Consider the following 18,256-nt stretch of genomic DNA (forward strand, 5'->3'; position numbering starts at 1 on the left):
CCGATTCGGGGTCGGGACACGGTTTCCCGTACGCTTCACCGCGTGACCGCAGTGACCGTCCGTGTGCCCGCGAAGGTCAACCTCCAGCTCGGCGTGGGACCGCTCCGCGACGACGGATACCACGACCTCGTGAACGTCTTCCACGCCGTCTCCCTCTTCGACGAGGTGACGGCGGTCCCCGCCGACCGCCTGTCGGTCACGGTCGAGGCCGCGCCGGACGCGCGGGTGGCGATCGAGGCCGTGCCGACCACCGGCGACAACCTCGCCGCCCGCGCCGCCCGCCTGGTCGCCGAACGCCTGGGCGTGGAGCCGCTGGTCGGGCTGCGGATCCGCAAGGCCATCCCGGTCGCGGGCGGCATGGCCGGGGGCAGCGCCGACGCCGCCGCCGCGCTGGTCGCCTGCGCCCGCCTATGGGACGACCCGGACACGCCCCGCCTGTCCCGCGACGACCTGATGGAGATGGGCGGGGCCATCGGCAGCGACGTGCCGTTCGCGCTGCTGGGCGGCACCGCGATCGGCGTGGGCCGGGGCGAGCGGCTGACGCCCGTCCCGGCGAGCGGGACGTTCCACTGGGTGTTCGCGACGGCCGACGGCGGCCTGTCCACGCCCGCCGTCTACGCCGAGTGCGACCGCCTCCGCGAGGAGCGGGGCGAGCGGGCGCCGTGGCCGCGCGCGTCCGAGGAGCTCATGGCGGCCCTGGCCGACGGCGACGCCAAGGCCCTGGGCGCGGCCCTGCACAACGACCTCCAGCCCGCCGCGCTGACGCTGCGCCCGTCGCTGCGCGACACCCTGGCGGCGGGCCGCGACCGGGGCGCGCTCGGCGCGCTGGTGTCGGGCTCCGGTCCCACCTGCGCGTTCCTGGCCGAGTCCGGGAACCACGCGGCCGACCTGGCGGCGGCGCTGAACGGCGCGGACGTGGCCGAGCAGGCGTTCGCGGCCCACGGCCCGGTCCCCGGCGCGACGCTCCTCTGAACCCGGGCGGAAACCGGCACGGCGCCCGGCGCGTCGAATGGTCTCCGAGCGGAAGGGGACCGGAGATGCCGATCATGATCTCGCAGGCCGTCACCGGCGGCGTCGCCGCGTGCCTGGTCGTCCTGATGGCGCTGGGCCCGACCTCCCTCCGCGGCAACCGGAGCGGCGGCAGCGGCTTCGGCGGCGGCGACTGACCCGGAAGCGGCGGTCGCGGGGACGTACGGCTCCCGGCGGGCACTAGCCTTGAAGGTGCCGTGAACCTGATCAATCTTGAGAACGTCAGCAAGGCCTACGGGCCCAAGCCGCTGCTCGACGCGGTCTCCCTCGGGCTGGACGACGACGACCGGATCGGCGTCGTCGGCCGCAACGGAGGCGGCAAGAGCACCCTGGTCGCGATCGTCGCCCGCGAGGTCGAGCCCGACGACGGCCGCGTCACCCACTCCCGCGGACTGCGCCTGGGCTACCTGACCCAGCGCGACGAGTTCGCCGAGGGAACGACCGTGCGTTCGGCCGTGCTCGGCGACCGCCCCGAGCACGAGTGGGCGGGCGACACGCGCGTCCGCGACATCCTGACCGGCCTGCTGGCCGATCTGGACCTGGACGCGCCGGTCGCCGGGATGTCGGGCGGGGAACGCCGCCGCGTCGCGCTCGCCCGGCTGCTGGTCCCCGAGTCGGACCTGCTGGTCCTGGACGAGCCCACCAACCACCTCGACATCGAGGCCATCGCCTGGCTGGCCGCCCACCTGCGCGACCGGAAGGTCGCGCTGCTGGTCGTCACGCACGACCGCTGGTTCCTGGACGAGGTGACCACCCGCACCTGGGAGGTCGTGGACGGGCGGGTCGAGCGGTACGAGGGCGGCTACTCGGCGTTCGTGCTGGCCAAGGCCGAACGCGCGCGGATCGCCGCCGCCACCGAGGCCAAGCGGCAGAACCTGCTGCGCAAGGAGCTGGCGTGGCTGCGGCGCGGCCCGCAGGCCCGCACCTCCAAGCCCAAGTTCCGGGTGGACGCGGCCCAGGCGCTGATCGCCGACGAGCCGCCGCCGCGCGACACGGTGGAGCTGACCCGGTTCGCCACGGCCCGCCTCGGCAAGACCGTGATCGACCTTGAGGACGTCACGCTGCGGCTGGGCGACCGCGACATCTTCTCGCACGTCACCTGGCAGCTCGGGCCCGGCGACCGGATCGGCCTGGTCGGCGTGAACGGCAGCGGCAAGTCCACCCTGCTGCGCCTGCTCGACGGCATGGCCACGCCCACCTCCGGCACGGTGGTCCGGGGGCGGACCGTCCAGCTCGCGCACCTGTCGCAGGACCTGGAGGAGCTGGACCCGACCCGCCGCGTCCTGGAGTCGGTCGAGGAGATCCGCCGCCGCATCACCGTCGGCAAGCGCGAGTGGACCGCCAGCCAGCTGCTGGAACGCCTCGGCTTCGCCGGGGACCGCCAGTGGACCCCGGTCGCCGACCTGTCGGGCGGGGAGCGCCGCCGTCTCCAGGTGCTGCGCCTGCTGATGGGCGAGCCGAACGTCCTGCTGCTGGACGAGCCCACCAACGACCTGGACATCGAGACCCTCACCGAGCTGGAGGACATCCTCGACGGCTGGCCGGGCACGCTGGTGGTGGTCAGCCACGACCGCTACTTCCTGGAGCGCATCACCGACCGGGTGGCGGCGCTGCTGGGCGACGGCAAGGTGAAGATGCTGCCGGGCGGCGTGGACGAGTACCTGGAGCGCCGCGCCGGCGGCCAGGCGACCACCCACCGCGCGGCCTCGGCGGCGCAGGCGGCCCCGGCGCCCGCCCCCGCCAAGCCGAAGGCCGGCGGCAACGACTGGAAGGCCCGCAAGGAGCTCGACAAGCTGGAACGCCGCCTGGAGAAGCTCGCCAAGCAGCAGGCCGAGCTGCACGAGCAGCTCGCGGCCCACGCCACCGACTACGCCAGGCTCCAGGAGCTGGACGCCCGGCTCCGCGCCCTCCAGGAGGAGGCGGCGCAGGTGGAGGAGGAGTGGCTGATGCTGGCCGAGGACGTCGGCTAGCGTCCGCGCCGAGCGAGGCCCGTCCCGTCAGGGGCGGGCCTTTCGCCTTCCAGCGCCCGGCGCCCGCCCGGCCCCGGAACCGCCCGCCCGGCCCCCGGAACCGCCCGCCTGGCCCCCGGAACCGCCCGCCTGGGCAGCTCCGAAGCAGGCCCATCCATGCCAGCGAGCGCGCTACCTGGCCCGAGCCGGAGCTTGGGGACACAGCTAGGGCCTGCTTCGAAGCAGGCCTCGGCCACGCACGCGAGCGCGTTACCTGACCTGCGGGCCGAAGGAGGCGAGGGTCCGCAGCTCAGATCGCGCAGAGATATCCCGCTCGCCAAGGCCTGGTGAGGTGCGAGCCCTCCCGGGTGAGCGCCGTAGGCCAGGGCTTGGCAACGCCTCCTAGTCCACCTCGACGTCGTCGAGGTGGACTAGGAGGCGTGAGAGCACCCGGAGGCAGGCGGTGACCTCGGCCTCGGTCAGGTCGTCGCCGACCGGGCGCAGCATCGCGCGTTCGCGTTCGACCACGGCGGTGACGGCGGCGCGCCCCTCGTCGGTCAGCCGGATGAGCGAGGAGCGTTTGTGCGCCGGGTTGGGGACGGACTCGACCAGGTTCCGCGCGGCCGCGTCGTTGACCATGCGCTGCACGAACTGGCGGCTCAGCGCCTGGGTCCGCCCCATCTGCGGGACGGTCAGGGGTCCGTGCTCGCGCAGCAGGGTGAGCACGGCGCGCACGCCCACCGACAGGCCCGCGAGGGCGGTGTCCTGCTCCACCTTGCGGTGGGCCTTGCGGTACAGCGGGCCCACCAGGTCGAACACCTCGGAGAGCCGGTCGGGCAGGGCCCCGGCGGCCGGGTTCGGGTCCGTTTCGCTCATGCCCCTATCATGACACCTCGGTTGTCATTCTGGCGAAAAGATGACAACTTGGTTGTCATGAATGATCTGTTCTGGCTCGACACCGGCACCGGACGCCCCCTCGTGCTGCTGCACGGCGGCTTCCTCGACCACCACATGTGGGACGACCAGATCCCGGTCTTCGCCCGGCACCACCGCGTCATCGCGCCCGACGCCCGCGGCCACGGCCGTTCCGCCAACGCCACCGCGCCGTTCCGCCACACCGACGACCTCGCCGCGCTGCTGCGCCACCTGGACACCGGCCCCGCGGTCCTCGTCGGGGTGTCCATGGGGGCCGCGACCGCGGTCGACACCGCCCTGGAGCACCCGGACCTGGTCGCCGCGATCGTCGTCACCGGCGCCGGGACCAGCGAGCCCTACTTCACCGACCCCTGGACCACCCGGAACTGGGCCGACTGGCATGCCGCGATGGCGGCCGGCGACCTGGACGCCTCGGTCGAGGCGTTCACCCGCTTCGCCTCGGGTCCGCACCGCTCCCTCGACGACCTCGACCCCGCCGTGGTGGGCCGCCTGCGCGAGATGACCCGCCGCACCATGGCCAAGCACACCGCCGACGAGCCGAACTGGATGACCCCGGTGCCCGACACCTGGGAACGTGCCGCCAAGATCGACGTCCCGGTGCTGGCGATCAACGGCGCCATCGACTCGCCGGACCACAACGGCATGGCCGAACGCCTCGTCCGCACGGTCGCCCACGGGCGCGTGACCTCGGTCGAGGGCACCTCCCACTACCCCAACATGGAGCGCCCCGACGCCTACGACCGGATCCTGGAGGACTTCCTGACCACCCTGTGACCGCGCCGGGCCCGTCCCCGAGGGCGGGCCCGGCGCCGCTCAGGGGAGGGGGACGTCGGTGTCGAAGGGGACCAGGAGGGTGCGCAGCAGGTTCGCCAGCGTCTCGCGGTCGGCGGGGGAGAGGGCGTCGAGGATCTCGTGCTCGCGGTCCAGCAGGTCCGCGAACGCCGCGTCCACGCGGGTCAGGCCCTTGTCGGTGAGGCGCACCAGGACGCCGCGCTTGTCGGCCGGGTCGGGATGGCGCTCGACCAGGCCGGTGGCGGCCAGCCGGTCGATGCGGTTGGTCATCGTGCCGGAGGTGACCAGCGTGGCGCGCAGCAGGCGGCCCGGACTGAGCTGGTAGGGCGCGCCCGCGCGGCGCAGGGCGGTCAGCACGTCGAACTCCCACGACTCCAGCTCGTGGGCGGCGAAGACCGCGCGGCGGGCGCGGTCCAGATGGCGGGCCAGCCGCGAGACCCGGCTGAGCACGTGCAGCGGCTGCACGTCCAGATCCGGACGTTCGGTGTGCCAGGCCGCGACGAGCCGGTCGACCTCATCCTGCATGGCGCAAGCCTACCTGTCTTGATATCGAGATTACTTTCTTGACATCAAGATAAGGGCGGGGCATCATCTGTCTTGATGTCGAGACAAGCCGAGGCGCAGCCGCCCGCCGCCGTCTGGGACCCCGCGCAGTACGGGGCCTTCGGCGACGAGCGCTCCCGGCCGTTCTTCGAACTGGTGGGCCGCGTCCCCGGCGAGCCCCGCCGGATCGCCGACCTCGGCTGCGGCTCCGGAGAGCTCACCGCCACCCTGGCCCGCCGCTGGCCCGAGGCCGAGATCACCGGCATCGACTCCTCACCCGAGATGATCGCGGCGGCCCGCGCCCACGAGGGCGGACGCCTGCGGTTCGCCGTCGGCGACATCGCCGCGTGGACGCCCGACGGACCCGTCGACCTGATCGTCTCCAACGCCGCCCTGCACTGGGTGCCCGGACACGAGGACCTGCTGCCCCGCTGGACCGACGCGCTCGCGGACGGCGGACGCCTGGCGCTCCAGGTCCCCGGCAACTTCGACGCCCCCAGCCACGTGATCCTGCGCGACCTGTGCGCCGCGCCCCGCTGGCGGGACCGCCTGCGCGGCGCCGTCCGGACCGACCCGGTCCGCGACGCCGCCGGATACCTCGACCTGCTCGCCCGCCACGGCTGCGCGGTCGACGCCTGGGAGACCACCTACCTCCAGGTCCTCCAGGGCGAGGACCCCGTACTGGAGTGGGTCAAGGGCACCGCGCTGCGGCCCGTGCTGACCGCCCTCGGCCCCGGCGCCTCCGACGACTTCCTCACCGAGTACGGAGCCCGGCTCCGCGCCGCCTACCCGGCGGCGCCGCACGGCACCGTGTTCCCCTTCCGGCGCGTCTTCGTGATCGCGGAGCGCGCCCCCTAGAGCAGGATGCCGCCCGTCGCGGGAGGGACACTCATATCGTTCCCCTGCGGTGTGCCCCCTCCCGCGGCGGGCGGCATCCGACCACCCCGGCGGCGCGACCCGTGGCCGGCGACCCCGGCCGGCGGCGGCCCGGACGAACTCCGGGCGGCCGCCGGTTCCACCGTCACCGCGGAACGATCTCGGTGACGGTCTCCGCGACGGGCTCCGCCGCGATCTCGGGGATCTCCTCCGCCTCGACGGCCCCGCCGGGCGCGGCCTCCACGACCTCGGTCTCCGGCTCACCGGAGCGGCGCTGCCTGCGCTGCGCCTTCTCGGCCTTCGCCAGCGCCTTCTCCTCGGCCCTGGCGGCCTTGGCCGCCTCCCGCTCGGCCCGCTTCTCCATCCGCTCGCGCTCCTTGCGGCGCTGCTTCGGATCCAGCGAGGGCCGCGGCTCCAGACCCGACAGCCCGTTCCACGCGAGGTTGACCACGTGCGCGGCCACCTCCTCGCGCTTGGGCCTGCGGGCGTCCAGCCACCACTGGCCGGTCAGCGCGACCATCCCGACGAGCATCTGGGCGTACATCGGCGCGAACTTGTCGTCGTAGTCGTGCCGGTCCAGCTCCTGCGCCATGAGGTGCTCGACCTCACCGGCGATCTCGCTCAGCAGGCTGGCGTAGGAGCCGGTCCCGGTGCCACCGTGACTGTCGCGCACCAGGATGCGGAAGCCGTCGGGGTGCTCCTCGATGTACTCCAGCAGCGCCAGCGCCGCCTTCTCCAGCTTGCTGCGGTAGTGGATGGCCGAGTTCAGCGCCTCGGTCACCAGGCCCAGGAGCTTCTCGAACTCCCGGTCCACCACCACCGCGTAAAGCCCCTCCTTACCGCCGAAGTGCTCGTAGACCACCGGTTTGGACACACCCGCCGCCGCGGCGATCTCCTCCACCGACGTGCCGTCCAGGCCACGCTCGGCGAACAGGGTGCGTCCGATGGTCAGCAGCTGCTCGCGTCGTTCCTTGCCGGTCATCCGCTTCCTGCGGGACCGGGGGGCTGGTTCAGTCACATCCTCAATTGTGGCGGTCACGCGTCCTGCTTGACGCGCCTGGACGCCAGCCGGTCCTCGTTCGGCCAGCGCACGTCGTACGCCCAGCCGGCCTTCTCGAACGCCCAGATGACGCGGGCGGAGATGTCGACCTGCCCCTTCAGCACGCCGTGCCGGGCGCAGGTCGGGTCGGAGTGGTGCAGGTTGTGCCAGGACTCGCCCAGGGACGGGATCGCCAGCCACCACACGTTGCGGGACTTGTCGCGGACCTCGAAGTCCTCCTTGCCGAAGGTGTGGCAGATCGAGTTGATCGCCCAGGTCACGTGGTGCACCAGGGTGATGCGGACCAGACCGGCCCACAGGAACCCGGTCACCGCGCCGTGCCAGGACATCGTCATCAGCCCGCCGAGCACGCCGGGCAGGATCATCGAGACCGCCACCAGGCCGGGGAACCAGCGGTGGATGGCGCTGATGTCCTTGTCGTTCAGCAGGTCCTTGGCGAACCGCTCCTTGTTGGTGCGGTTACCGTCGAACAGCCAGCCGTAGTGCGCCCACAGCAGGCCCTTGCCCAGGGCCTTCCAGTCGTCGCCGAACCGCCACGGCGAGTGCGGGTCCATCTCCTTGTCGGAGTGCTTGTGGTGCCGCCGGTGGTCGGCGACCCAGGTGATGATCGGACCCTCCATCGCCATGCTGCCCGCGATCGCCATGAAGATCTTCAGCGGCCGCTTGGCCTTGAACGACCCGTGCGTGAAGTACCGGTGGTAGCCCACCGTGATCCCGCCCGCGGACAGGAAGTAGAAGACCGCCGTCAGCACCACGTCGGACCAGCCGAGCCAGCCGCTGGTCCAGGCCAGCGGGATCGCGGCGAACAGCGCGAGGAACGGGATCCCGGTGAAGACCGCGACCAGGACGCGTTCGGGAACGCCCTGCCCCGCGGGGTCGAGTTCGGGACGGGCCTGGGGACGGACGGGTCGTTCGACTGCCGGGGCAGTAGTCATGCGTTACCACTTCCTGTTCGAGGACGAGCTACCTACGCCAACGTAACCTACGCTGGCGTAAGTTGGACAGTGCCGCTCGGTAAAATCAGTGGGAATCCGGCCCACCGGCCGCGAGACTCCTTCCGAGGACGGCCGCACGCGGCCACCCCGGCCCCAGAAAGAGCAGGTCATGGCAGCACTCACCCCCGCCCGTCGCACCGCCCTGGCCCGCGTCTCCCTGGAGGGCCTGTCGGTCGGAGACGCCTTCGGCGACCAGTTCTTCCTGCTGTCTAACCGTGAGATTCAGCCTGAAACCGGACTTCCTCCCGCTCCTTGGGGCTGGTCCGACGACACCGAGATGGCCTGCTCCGTCGTGACCGTCCTCACCGAGCACGACGGCATCGACCAGGACGCGCTGGCCACCTCGTTCGCCGAACGCATGGACATCGGCCGCCGGTACGGCGCGGGCGCGCTCGAACTCCTGGAACGCGTCCGCGGCGGCGTCCACTGGCACCGCGCCTCCCGCGAACTGTTCGACGGGAAGGGGTCCTTCGGCAACGGCGCCGCCATGCGCGTCGCACCCCTCGGCGCCTACTTCTCCGACGACCCCGCCCGCGCCGCCAAGGAGGCGGCCCTGTCCGCCGAGGTCACCCACGCCCACCCCGAGGGCATCGCGGGCGCCGTCGCCACGGCCACGGCGGCGGCCCACGCCGCCGCCGACCCCGACCTCACCCCCCGCGGCCTGCTGGAAGCCGCCCTCGAACACACCCCCGCCGAACACGTCCGCAAAGGCCTCCGGCGAGCCCGCACCCTCCTGAAGGCCACCCCCGCCGAAGCGGCCCACGTCCTCGGCAACGGCAACCGCATCTCCGCCCAGGACACCGTCCCGTTCGCCCTGTGGGCGGCCGCGACGAACCTCGACGACTACGAGTCGGCGATCCGCGCCTGCGTCCTGGTGGGCGGCGACATGGACACCACCGCGGCCATCACCGGCGGCGTCCTGGCGGCCCGCCTCGGCACCGAAGGCCTCCCACCCGGCTGGCACGAGGCCCGTGAACCCCTCCCCACCTGGCTCCCCACCTGACGATCACCACGCGAAGCGGGCCGGTCACGGAATGTCAGACCCCTGGCGTACCGTCCACCCCATGAACGACGACACCCCCACCCCCACCCACCCCCGCGCCAAACCCGACCTCCGCGCCCGCGCCCGCGAACTCCGCGCCCTCGGCCACACCTACAACGAGATCGCCACCGAACTCGGCGTCTCCAAAAGCTCCTGCTCCCTCTGGTTACGCGACATGCCCCGCCCCGCCATCGGAGAGGAGCAGACCCGCCGCGCGACGGCCGCCCGCGCCGCCGGCCACCGGCGCCGCCGCGCCCGAACCGACGACCGGCGCCTCGCGACCAAACGCCAGGCCGCCCGCGACATCGGCGACCTGACCGACCGCGACCTCCTCCTCGCCGGAGCGATCCTCTACTGGTGCGAGGGCGCCAAACGGGACGGCCGCGTGGACTTCTGCAACAGCGACCCCGCCATGATCGGCCTGTTCCTGCGCTTCCTGGACACCGCCGGGGTGACCCGCGACCGGCTGCGCTTCCAGCTCCAGATCCACGAGGGCGCCGACCTCGACGAGGCCGAGACGTTCTGGCGGACGCTCACCGGCGCCGACCGCTCCCGGTTCGGCAAGCCGACCATCAAGAAGAGCAGGGCGGACAGCAACCGCCGCAACACCGGCCCCGACTACCGCGGCTGCCTGTCGGTGTACGTGTGCGACGCACGGACGCTCCGCTGGCGGATCGAAGGGCTGGTCCACGCGATGCTGGGCACGCGCCACCCGCCCCTCGGCGGGCTGCCGCCCGATATCCCGATGACCGAACTGCGGCGCCGAGCCGTGGAGCTGCGACGTGGCGGTGGCTGCCGGGCGGTCGTGGGGGAACGGCTCGGGATCGACGATCCACTGCTGGTGGACGCGCTCATCGGAGACGAGCCGCCGTCCCCGGACTGGAGGCGGCGGGCCACGGCGGAGCAGATCAACGAAGACACGGCCCGCGGACTGCATGCGCGTGGCTGGGGATGCCGACGGATCTCCGAGCATCTGCGTGTGCCGCGGCCCACGGTCGCCCGCTGGATCGGAGCCACCGGAACGGCTGCGGACGGCACGGGAGCCGACGGAGAACGAAGGATCGCGGGGATCCAGCGGCACTGGGACCGAAAGCGCGTCCTCGAAGAGATCGAACGGCGGCTCGTGGGCGAGGAGGCCATGGCCTCGGTCGGCGGACTCGACGGGCGCGAGCTGCGTTTCCTGGGGGCCCTGGCCTACTGGTGCGAGGGCGGAAAGGACAAGCCCTATCGGCGCAAGGAACGAGTGCAGTTCATCAACGGCGACCCCGGACTGGTCCGGTTCTTCCTGCGTTTCGTCGAGGCCGCCGGAGTCGAACGGTCCCGGCTCGGCTTCCGCGTGCACATCCACGAGTCCGGCGATCCCGCCGCCGCGCGCCGCTTCTGGTCCGGGTCGATCGGCTGGGACGCGGACCTGGCGTTCGGCAAGGACACGATCAAGCGGCATGCGCCCCGGACGACCTATCCCGAGAGTCAGCCCGGCTATCGCGGCTGTCTGGAGATCTACGTCGCCCAGGGCGCCGACCTCTATCGGCGCATTGAGGGCTGGGCGCTCGGACCGGCGTTGGGCGAGGCGGCGCAGGAACGGTGGAGGAGGTGATGAGGGCCTCGGCGCGAGGCGTCCGGACCCGGTAATTCGGATTGCGTGGCGGCCTCGGCGGACCGGTATCGTGGGAGCGTGCCGGAAGCCCGGTAGGGAGTTTCGGCCATTCCGCCGTGGCGTAATCGGAAACGCAGCGGGTTTTGGTCCCGAAGATTCTAGGTTCGAATCCTAGCGGCGGAGCAGATTCTTGCCTACAATACCTCGCCTTCGCGGGGCGGGAGCGTCGCCCCGCGAAGGGACACCCCCTCCCACATGCGCGCTTGCGGGCGGGTGCCGGGGTGACAGGGTTTCGGCGGGCGGTATCCTTCGGGGTGTCGGGTGAGGTGGGCCTTGGCGTGCCCTCAGGACACCCGGATCGATTTTTTCCGTTCGCGATGCCGAGGAGCCTCTTCGTGAGTGCTAGCCGCCCGGCTGCCGTCATCGTCCTCGCCGCCGGCGAGGGCACCCGGATGAAGTCCCGTACCCCCAAGGTGCTGCACGAGTTGTGCGGGCGCTCGATGCTCGGCCATGTGCTGGCCGCCGCGGGCGAGTTGGATCCGCAGCGCCTGGTGGTGGTCGTGGGTCATCGGCGGGAGCAGGTCATCGAACATCTCGCCGCGCGCGTGCCCGGGGCGGAGCCGGTGGTGCAGGAGCGCCAGGGTGGTACCGGGCATGCGGTGCGTACGGCGTTGGAGCGGGTGGGGCCGTTGAGTGGGACGGTGGTCGTCACGAACGGCGATCATCCGTTGCTGCGTGGTGAGACCCTGGCCGAGATGGTCCGGGTCCATGAGGCCGAGGGCAACGCGGTGACGATCCTCACCACGGAGATCCCGGACGCGACCGGTTACGGGCGCGTTCTGCGTGGGTCGGATGGTGCGGTGACGGCGATCGTGGAGCACAAGGACGCGACCGTCGAGCAGCGGGCCGTGCGTGAGATCAACGTGGGGATGTACGCGTTCGACGGGGCGTTGCTGGGTGAGGCTCTGAAGCGTGTGGGGACCGACAACGCGGGTGGTGAGGAGTATCTCACCGATGTGGTGGCGATCCTGCGTGGTGATGGGCATCGGGCGGGGGCGTTCGTGGCTCCCGACTGGGTGGAGACGCAGGGTGTGAACGATCGTGTCCAGTTGGCGCAGGCGCGGCGTCAGCTCAACGATCGTGTGCTGGAGGGCCTGATGCGGGCCGGGGTGACGGTCGTGGATCCGGCGAGTACCTGGATCGATGTTCAGGTGACCGCTGAGCCTGATGCGGTGGTGTATCCGAACACGCAGTTGCACGGTGCCACGCATCTCGGTGAGGGTGCTCGGGTGGGGCCGAACTGCACGCTCACGGACACGAGGGTCGGTGTGGACGCGACGGTCGTCAATGCCGTGTGTGTCGGGGCGGAGGTGGGGCCCGAGGCGTCGGTGGGGCCGTTCGCGTATCTGCGGCCGGGTACGGTTCTGGCGCGGAAGGCGAAGGTCGGCACGTATGTGGAGACCAAGAACGCGCAGGTGGGTGAGGGTTCCAAGGTGCCTCATCTGACCTATGTGGGTGACGCGGAGATCGGTGTGGGCTGCAATGTCGGGGCCGGCACGGTGTTCGTGAACTATGACGGTGTGAACAAGCACCGCACGGTGGTCGGTGACCACGTGAAGATCGGCAGCGACAACATGCTGGTGGCGCCGGTGGAGATCGGCGATGGTGCGTACACGGCGGCCGGTTCGGTGATCGTTCGGGACGTTCCGCCGGGGGCGATGGCCGTCGCCCGAGGTCAGCAGCGCAATATTGAGGGGTGGGTGGAGCGTCGGCTGCCGGGGACGGCGACCGCCGAGGCCGCCCGCCGGGCACGTGAGCGCGAGGCTCCGGGCGACGACAGGTAGCGGCCCGTGTCCCGGGTGTGACAGGTCCGGGTTCGGGAAGTGGGGGGACATCGCCCCACGGCAGAGAAGGTTCCATTGAGGGGGAGTTGTCAGAGGTGAGTGGGATCAAGGCGAGCGGCCAGAAGAAGCTGATGCTCTTCAGTGGCCGAGCCCACCCGGACCTGGCCAAGGAAGTTGCCGACAACCTCCACGTCGAGCTCACGCCGACCTCGGCGTACGACTTCGCGAACGGTGAGACGTTCGTCCGCTTCCTGGAGTCGGTGCGCGGCTCCGACGCCTTCGTGATCCAGAGTCACACCGCTCCCATCAATCAGTGGATCATGGAGCAGTTGATCATGGTGGACGCGCTCAAGCGCGCCTCCGCCAAGCGGATCACGGTCGTGGCCCCGTTCTTCGGCTACGCCCGCCAGGACAAGAAGCACCGCGGCCGCGAGCCGATCTCGGCCCGTCTGATGGCGGATCTGTTCAAGACCGCGGGCGCGGACCGTCTCATCACGGTCGACCTGCACACCGCGCAGATCCAGGGGTTCTTCGACGGGCCGGTGGACCACCTGTTCGCGCTGGACCTGCTGGCGGACCACTTCGAGTCCCGGCTGGACCTGTCGCAGGTCACGGTCGTCGCGCCGGACGCGGGCCGGGTGCGGGTCACCGAGCGGTGGTCGGACCGGCTGGGCGGCGTGCCGATGGCGATCATCCACAAGAAGCGCGATCCCGACGTCGCCAACGAGGTCAAGGTCTTCGACGTCGTCGGTGAGGTCAAGGGCCGTACCTGTGTGATCGTCGACGACATGATCGACACCGGTGGCACGATCGTGAAGGCGGCCGACGCGCTGTTCGACAACGGCGCGTCCAAGGTCGTCGTCGCCGCCACCCACGGGGTGCTGTCCGGTCCGGCGGTGGACCGGTTGAAGAACTCCCGCATCTCCGAGGTCGTGCTGACCAACACGCTCCCGATCCCGGAGGAGAAGCAGTTCGACAAGCTGACGGTCCTGTCGATCGCCCCGCTGGTCGCCCGCGCGATCAACGAGGTCTTCTCGGACGGTTCGGTGACGAGCCTGTTCGGCGGTCACAGCTGACCTGATCCGCGTCGGTGCGGCGGGCCCCGGACCACCTTGCGGCGGTCCGGGGCCCGCCGCGTGTCCGGGTTCTCGCGGGGGCGCCTATGCTGTGGGGGAGAGCGGTCCGAGTGGCGTTGCGGGTTCTCGCGATCGGCTAGACTTCTTGGACCCGCGTATGCCTTGGGTCGTTGAGGGCGGTCCCATTACGGGTCTCGCACTCCCCGGGGAACGCAAAGAATCTTCGAGGCGCCTGACGCATCGAGCAACGCCTGATTCGCTCTGTCCGTAACGGACGTCCAACGCCGGACGGCCGTGGATCGCAACAAACGAGGAGTTTTCGCCGTGTCCGAGGTACGCATTGCCGCCGAGCCGCGCACCGAGTTCGGTAAGGGTGCCGCGCGGCGCACCCGCCGGGCCGGCAAGGTGCCCGCCGTCCTCTACGGGCACGGCACCGACCCGCAGCACATCTCCCTTCCGGGCCACGAGCTGATGCTCGCGCTGAAGACCCCGAACGTGCTGCTGACCATCGAGGGTCTGGGTTCGGGCACCGAGCTGGCCCTGCCCAAGGACGTCCAGCGCGACCCGATCAAGGGCTTCCTGGAGCACGTCGACCTGCTGCTGGTGAAGCGCGGCGAGAAGGTCAACGTCGACATCGCGGTGAACGCCGTCGGCGACGTCGTCTCGGGCGGTGTCGTGCAGCAGGAGACCGTGCAGATCTCCGTCGAGGCCGAGGCCACCCACATCCCCGAGTCCGTCGAGGTCGACGTGACCGGCCTGGAGGTCGGTGCGCAGATCACCGCCGCCGACGTGAAGCTGCCCTCCGGCGTGACCCTGATCACCGACGCCGACACGATGATCGTGCAGATCACCGACGCCACCGCGTCGGCCGGTGAGACCGGTGAGGGCGAGACCGCCGAGGAGCCGGCCGCCGAGGGCGAGTCCGCCGAGTAACGAGCGGGCCGTACCGACGTTCCACGGCCCCCGCCGGTGTCCGCACCGGTGGGGGCCGTCGGTGTGTGGGAGGGTTTCCTGGTGAGCGGTGATCTGTGGCTGGTGGTCGGTCTCGGCAACCCCGGACCGGCGTACGCGGGCAACCGGCACAACGCCGGGTTCATGGTGCTGGACAACCTGGCGGCGCGGGCCGGCGGGAGGTTCAAGGGCCACCGGGCGCGCGCGGACGTCGTGGAGGGGCGGCTGGCCGGGGCGCGGGTGGTGCTGGCCAAGCCGCGCGGCTACATGAACGAGTCGGGCGGCCCGGTGAAGGCGCTGCGCGACTTCTACAAGGTGCCCGTCGAGCGGACGATCGTCGTCCATGACGAGCTCGACATCCCCTACGGGGCGGTGCGCCTCAAGCAGGGCGGCGGCGACAACGGCCACAACGGGCTGCGTTCGGTCACCAAGTCCCTGGGGGACAAGGAGTATCTGCGCGTCCGGTTCGGCGTGGGGCGTCCGCCGGGGCGGATGGACGCGGCGGCGTTCGTGCTGAAGGACTTCTCGCCGACGGAACGCCGGGAGCTGGAGCTGAACGTCGAGCGCTCCGCCGACGCCGTGGAGGCCGTCATCACCGACGGGCTGGCCGCCGCGCAGAACACCTTCCATGCCTCCTGATCTTGGGTGTTGCCGGTTCCGGCCACCTGCCGGTGGCCCCGGTGCGCCCTTTCCGCCGCATGTGACGCTACTCGTCACTACTGTGGCCATGAATCCGTAAGATGCGTCACAAACGGGATTCAAGGGCCGTGTGAACCCCAGGTGACCCTCGGCCGTCCTCGTGGTGAATTGAAACGTTTTGTTGCGGGGTTCTCGTGTAGGGGGTGGCGGCGAGGATGACGGTCGTTGACGGTGTCCGGCCGGCCGAGGCGTCGGAGGGCGATCGGGCACGCCCCGGAAGCCGAAGCTGGGTCGCGGCCTACCGCCGCGACGCGATGCTGCTGGACTGCGCCAGCATGGCGGTCGCCGGGCTCATCGCGTTCGTGTTGCGTTTTCCCGGGATCCCCGGTGACCCCACCTTCCCCTACGTCGCCTTCACGCTGGCGCTGCCGCCCCTGTGGCTGCTGTTCCTCCTGGTGTGCCGCGCCTACCAGCCCCGGCACATCGGGGTGGGGTACGAGGAGTTCCGGCGCGTCCTGAACGCCGGGTTCACCCTCACCGCCACCGTCGCGATCGTCGCCTACGCCACCAAGACCGATGTGGCGCGCGGGTACGTGGTGATGGCGCTGCCGCTCGGCACGTTGCTGGCGGTGGTGACGCGGTACCGGCTGCGCAAGCGGCTGCACCGGCGGCGCTGGAGCGGCGAGTGCATGCGCCGGGTGGTCGCGGTCGGGCACCGCGCCTCGGTCGCCGACCTGATCCGGCTGCTGCGCAGCAAGCGCTACCACGGCATGAACATCGTCGGCGTGTGCCTGCCGCCCGCGCTGACCAGCGGCGAGGACAAGGTCGACGAGGTCGAGGGCGTTCCGGTGCTGGGCGACTTCGGGCAGGCCGCCGCCGCGATCGGCCGGGCGCGGGCCGACTCGGTGGCGGTGCTGGCCTGTCCGGAGATGGACGGGATGGCGCTGCGCCGCCTGGCCTGGCAGATCGAGCACGACGATGTCGAGCTGGTCGTGGCGCCCGCGCTGATGGACGTGGCCGGGCCCCGCATCTCGATCCGCCCGGTGTCGGGGCTGCCGCTGCTGCACGTGGAGCACCCCGAGCTGGACGGGCCCCGCAAGCTGCTCAAGGGCCTGGTGGACCGGGCCGGCTCGACGGTCGGGCTGCTGATGCTCAGCCCGCTGCTGCTGGTGATCGCCGCGCTGATCCGGATGGGCGGCGGACCGGTGCTGTTCCGGCAGGTCCGGGTGGGCCGCGACGGCCACGAGTTCACCGTGTACAAGTTCCGCACGATGGTGGTGGACGCCGAGCACCGCAAGATCGAACTGATGGAGCTCAACGAGAACGACGGCGTGCTGTTCAAGATCCGCCACGATCCGCGGGTCACCCGGGTCGGCCGCTGGCTGCGCCGCTACTCGCTGGACGAGCTGCCCCAGCTGATCAACGTGCTGCGCGGCGACATGTCGCTCGTCGGGCCGCGTCCGCCGCTCCCGGAGGAGGTCGCGCAGTACGGTGGAGACGTGTACCGGCGGCTGGTGGTCAAGCCGGGGTTGACCGGACTGTGGCAGGTCAGCGGGCGTTCCGACCTGACCTGGGAGGAATCGGTCCGGCTCGACCTGCGTTACGTTGACAACTGGTCGCTGGCGCTGGACCTGCAGATCATGTGGAAGACCTGGTCGGCGGTGTTCCGGGGCTCGGGCGCCTACTAGGGTTCGCCGCGGGTTCACCGCATCGGGCACCCCGCCCGGTCGCGCGAGGTCCGGGCCATGAGAACGTATACCCAACAGATCAGCTGAGTCGGGAATGTGGGCGGCGGGATGACGGACGGTACGGCACGCGCGGACGGCCGCGCGCCGGTGGACGACCACGCGCTGGCGGGCGCGCTCGCCACCGAGGCGGGGCGCCTTCTCCTGGAAGTGCGCGACGAGGTCGGGTTCGCCGACGGCCGCGCCCTCAAGAACGCCGGTGACCTGCGGTCGCACGAGCACCTGATGGCCGCGCTGGCCGAGCGCCGCCCCGGCGACGCGATCCTGTCGGAGGAGGGCCGCGCCTCGGTGGCGGGCAAGCGCGCCGCGGGCCTGGCCGGCGCGCCGACCGGCAACACCGCCGACGCCGACCGCCGCACCGCCGACCGCGTGTGGATCATCGACCCGCTCGACGGCACCCGCGAGTTCTCCGAGGAGGGCCGCCGCGACTGGGCCGTCCACGTCGCGCTGTGGGAGAGGGGCCGCCTGACCGCCGGCGCCGTCGCGCTGCCCGCGCAGGGCCTGACGCTGCGCACCGACGCCCTCGGCGGCGCGGTCACGGTGAACGGCTCCCGCGAGTCGGTCCTCACCGCCCCCGCGCCCGACCCCGGGAAGCTGCGCATCGCCGTCAGCCGCACCCGGCCCCCCGCGTTCGTCCAGCGGCTGGCCGAGACCCTGGACACGGACGTGGAACTGGTGCCCATCGGCTCGGCCGGGGCGAAGATCTCGGCGGTGCTGCTCGGCGAGGTGGACGCCTACGTCCACGCGGGCGGCCAGTACGAGTGGGACTCGGCGGCCCCGGCGGCCGTCGCGCTGGCCGCGGGCGCGCACGCCTCGCGCATCGACGGGACGCCGCTGGAGTACAACCGGGAGGACCCCCGACTCCCGGATATCCTGGTGTGCCACCCCATGTCGGCATCGACGCTGCTGACCGGCATCCGGGACGTGAGCGACGCTCTGCCGAGCTGTCCCTAGCGGCAGCCGCCGCCAGACCGACGCCCCAGACCGGCGGGGAACGGGTCCGTGCCCGACGACGAGAGCCCGCTCCGGCCGGTGACCGCCCTACAGCGTGGAGAGAGCCCAGACCATGCAGCGCTGCGACTATCTACTTTCCCAGTTGGACGTGCTGGAAGCCGAGTCGGTCCACATCATCCGTGAGGTGGCGGCCGAGTTCGAACGCCCGGTCCTGCTGTTCTCCGGCGG

General features: G+C 71.5%; 17 protein-coding genes, 1 tRNA gene and 1 pseudogene. 15 read left to right on the plus strand and 4 right to left on the minus strand.

Going from position 1 to position 18,256, the window contains the following annotated elements:
* Positions 1–42 precede the first annotated feature (42 nt).
* From HNR61_RS43520 to HNR61_RS43525, 3 genes are all read left to right on the plus strand, one after another.
* Complete coding sequence (locus HNR61_RS43520; protein ID WP_312898377.1) at positions 43–972, plus strand: 4-(cytidine 5'-diphospho)-2-C-methyl-D-erythritol kinase; 930 nt, start codon at positions 43–45, stop codon at positions 970–972.
* A gap of 65 nt (positions 973–1,037) precedes the next feature.
* Positions 1,038–1,166: a hypothetical protein gene (locus tag HNR61_RS49700; RefSeq protein WP_281400735.1), complete on the plus strand. Its 129-nt coding sequence runs from the start codon at positions 1,038–1,040 to the stop codon at positions 1,164–1,166.
* 60 nt (positions 1,167–1,226) lie between these two features.
* On the plus strand, positions 1,227–2,999 hold the full coding sequence (locus HNR61_RS43525) for an ABC-F family ATP-binding cassette domain-containing protein (protein WP_182848997.1): 1,773 nt from the start codon (positions 1,227–1,229) through the stop codon (positions 2,997–2,999).
* 381 nt (positions 3,000–3,380) lie between these two features.
* On the opposite strand, the gene HNR61_RS43530 is transcribed toward HNR61_RS43525, so the two are convergent.
* Positions 3,381–3,854 (minus strand): MarR family winged helix-turn-helix transcriptional regulator, encoded by a 474-nt coding sequence (locus HNR61_RS43530; protein ID WP_182848998.1) that lies wholly within the window; start codon positions 3,852–3,854, stop codon positions 3,381–3,383.
* A 57-nt stretch (positions 3,855–3,911) separates the two neighbouring features.
* On the opposite strand from HNR61_RS43530, the gene HNR61_RS43535 reads away from it, so the two are divergent.
* Complete coding sequence (locus HNR61_RS43535) at positions 3,912–4,688, plus strand: alpha/beta fold hydrolase (protein ID WP_182848999.1); 777 nt, start codon at positions 3,912–3,914, stop codon at positions 4,686–4,688.
* Positions 4,689–4,727: 39 nt separating this feature from the next.
* Here the strand turns inward: HNR61_RS43535 and HNR61_RS43540 are convergent, their stop codons facing one another.
* Positions 4,728–5,231: a MarR family winged helix-turn-helix transcriptional regulator gene (locus HNR61_RS43540; protein WP_182849000.1), complete on the minus strand. Its 504-nt coding sequence runs from the start codon at positions 5,229–5,231 to the stop codon at positions 4,728–4,730.
* Positions 5,232–5,306: 75 nt separating this feature from the next.
* Here HNR61_RS43540 and HNR61_RS43545 point away from each other — a divergent pair, with 75 nt between their 5' ends.
* Positions 5,307–6,107: a trans-aconitate 2-methyltransferase gene (locus HNR61_RS43545; RefSeq protein ID WP_182849001.1), complete on the plus strand. Its 801-nt coding sequence runs from the start codon at positions 5,307–5,309 to the stop codon at positions 6,105–6,107.
* 163 nt (positions 6,108–6,270) lie between these two features.
* On the opposite strand, the gene HNR61_RS43550 is transcribed toward HNR61_RS43545, so the two are convergent.
* Together HNR61_RS43550 and HNR61_RS43555 are read right to left on the minus strand one after the other, a co-directional pair.
* Positions 6,271–7,143 carry a TetR/AcrR family transcriptional regulator gene (locus HNR61_RS43550; RefSeq protein WP_312898378.1) on the minus strand — a complete coding sequence of 291 codons (873 nt, stop codon included), beginning with the start codon at positions 7,141–7,143 and terminating at the stop codon, positions 6,271–6,273.
* Between the two features lie 17 nt (positions 7,144–7,160).
* The gene (locus HNR61_RS43555; RefSeq protein ID WP_182849002.1) at positions 7,161–8,120 is read right to left on the minus strand and encodes an acyl-CoA desaturase; all 960 of its coding nucleotides are present in this window, start codon (positions 8,118–8,120) and stop codon (positions 7,161–7,163) included.
* A 169-nt stretch (positions 8,121–8,289) separates the two neighbouring features.
* Between HNR61_RS43555 and HNR61_RS43560 the strand changes: the two genes are divergently transcribed.
* From HNR61_RS43560 to HNR61_RS47115, 10 genes and pseudogenes are all read left to right on the plus strand, one after another.
* Positions 8,290–9,183: an ADP-ribosylglycohydrolase family protein gene (locus tag HNR61_RS43560; protein ID WP_182849003.1), complete on the plus strand. Its 894-nt coding sequence runs from the start codon at positions 8,290–8,292 to the stop codon at positions 9,181–9,183.
* Between the two features lie 61 nt (positions 9,184–9,244).
* Positions 9,245–10,819, plus strand: coding sequence for a hypothetical protein (locus HNR61_RS43565; protein ID WP_182849004.1), 1,575 nt, complete (start codon positions 9,245–9,247; stop codon positions 10,817–10,819).
* A 110-nt stretch (positions 10,820–10,929) separates the two neighbouring features.
* A tRNA-Gln gene (locus HNR61_RS43570) sits at positions 10,930–11,002 on the plus strand.
* Positions 11,003–11,214: 212 nt separating this feature from the next.
* A complete protein-coding gene (gene glmU / locus HNR61_RS43575; protein ID WP_182849005.1) occupies positions 11,215–12,663 on the plus strand; it encodes a bifunctional UDP-N-acetylglucosamine diphosphorylase/glucosamine-1-phosphate N-acetyltransferase GlmU in 1,449 nt (482 codons plus the stop codon).
* A 95-nt stretch (positions 12,664–12,758) separates the two neighbouring features.
* Positions 12,759–13,739 carry a ribose-phosphate diphosphokinase gene (locus HNR61_RS43580; protein ID WP_182849006.1) on the plus strand — a complete coding sequence of 327 codons (981 nt, stop codon included), beginning with the start codon at positions 12,759–12,761 and terminating at the stop codon, positions 13,737–13,739.
* Positions 13,740–14,063: 324 nt separating this feature from the next.
* The gene (locus HNR61_RS43585) at positions 14,064–14,672 is read left to right on the plus strand and encodes a 50S ribosomal protein L25/general stress protein Ctc (protein ID WP_182849007.1); all 609 of its coding nucleotides are present in this window, start codon (positions 14,064–14,066) and stop codon (positions 14,670–14,672) included.
* An 81-nt stretch (positions 14,673–14,753) separates the two neighbouring features.
* Entirely contained in the window at positions 14,754–15,329 is a 576-nt protein-coding gene (pth, locus tag HNR61_RS43590) for an aminoacyl-tRNA hydrolase (RefSeq protein ID WP_376770308.1), read from the plus strand.
* A 215-nt stretch (positions 15,330–15,544) separates the two neighbouring features.
* Entirely contained in the window at positions 15,545–17,017 is a 1,473-nt protein-coding gene (locus HNR61_RS43595) for a sugar transferase (RefSeq protein WP_182849008.1), read from the plus strand.
* A 108-nt stretch (positions 17,018–17,125) separates the two neighbouring features.
* Entirely contained in the window at positions 17,126–18,028 is a 903-nt protein-coding gene (locus HNR61_RS43600; RefSeq protein ID WP_182849009.1) for a 3'(2'),5'-bisphosphate nucleotidase CysQ, read from the plus strand.
* A gap of 112 nt (positions 18,029–18,140) precedes the next feature.
* Positions 18,141–18,256: pseudogene (locus HNR61_RS47115) on the plus strand (sulfate adenylyltransferase subunit CysD); the annotation flags it as partial.

This window comes from Actinomadura kijaniata, assembly GCF_014138665.1.
Lineage (GTDB): Bacteria > Actinomycetota > Actinomycetes > Streptosporangiales > Streptosporangiaceae > Spirillospora > Spirillospora kijaniata.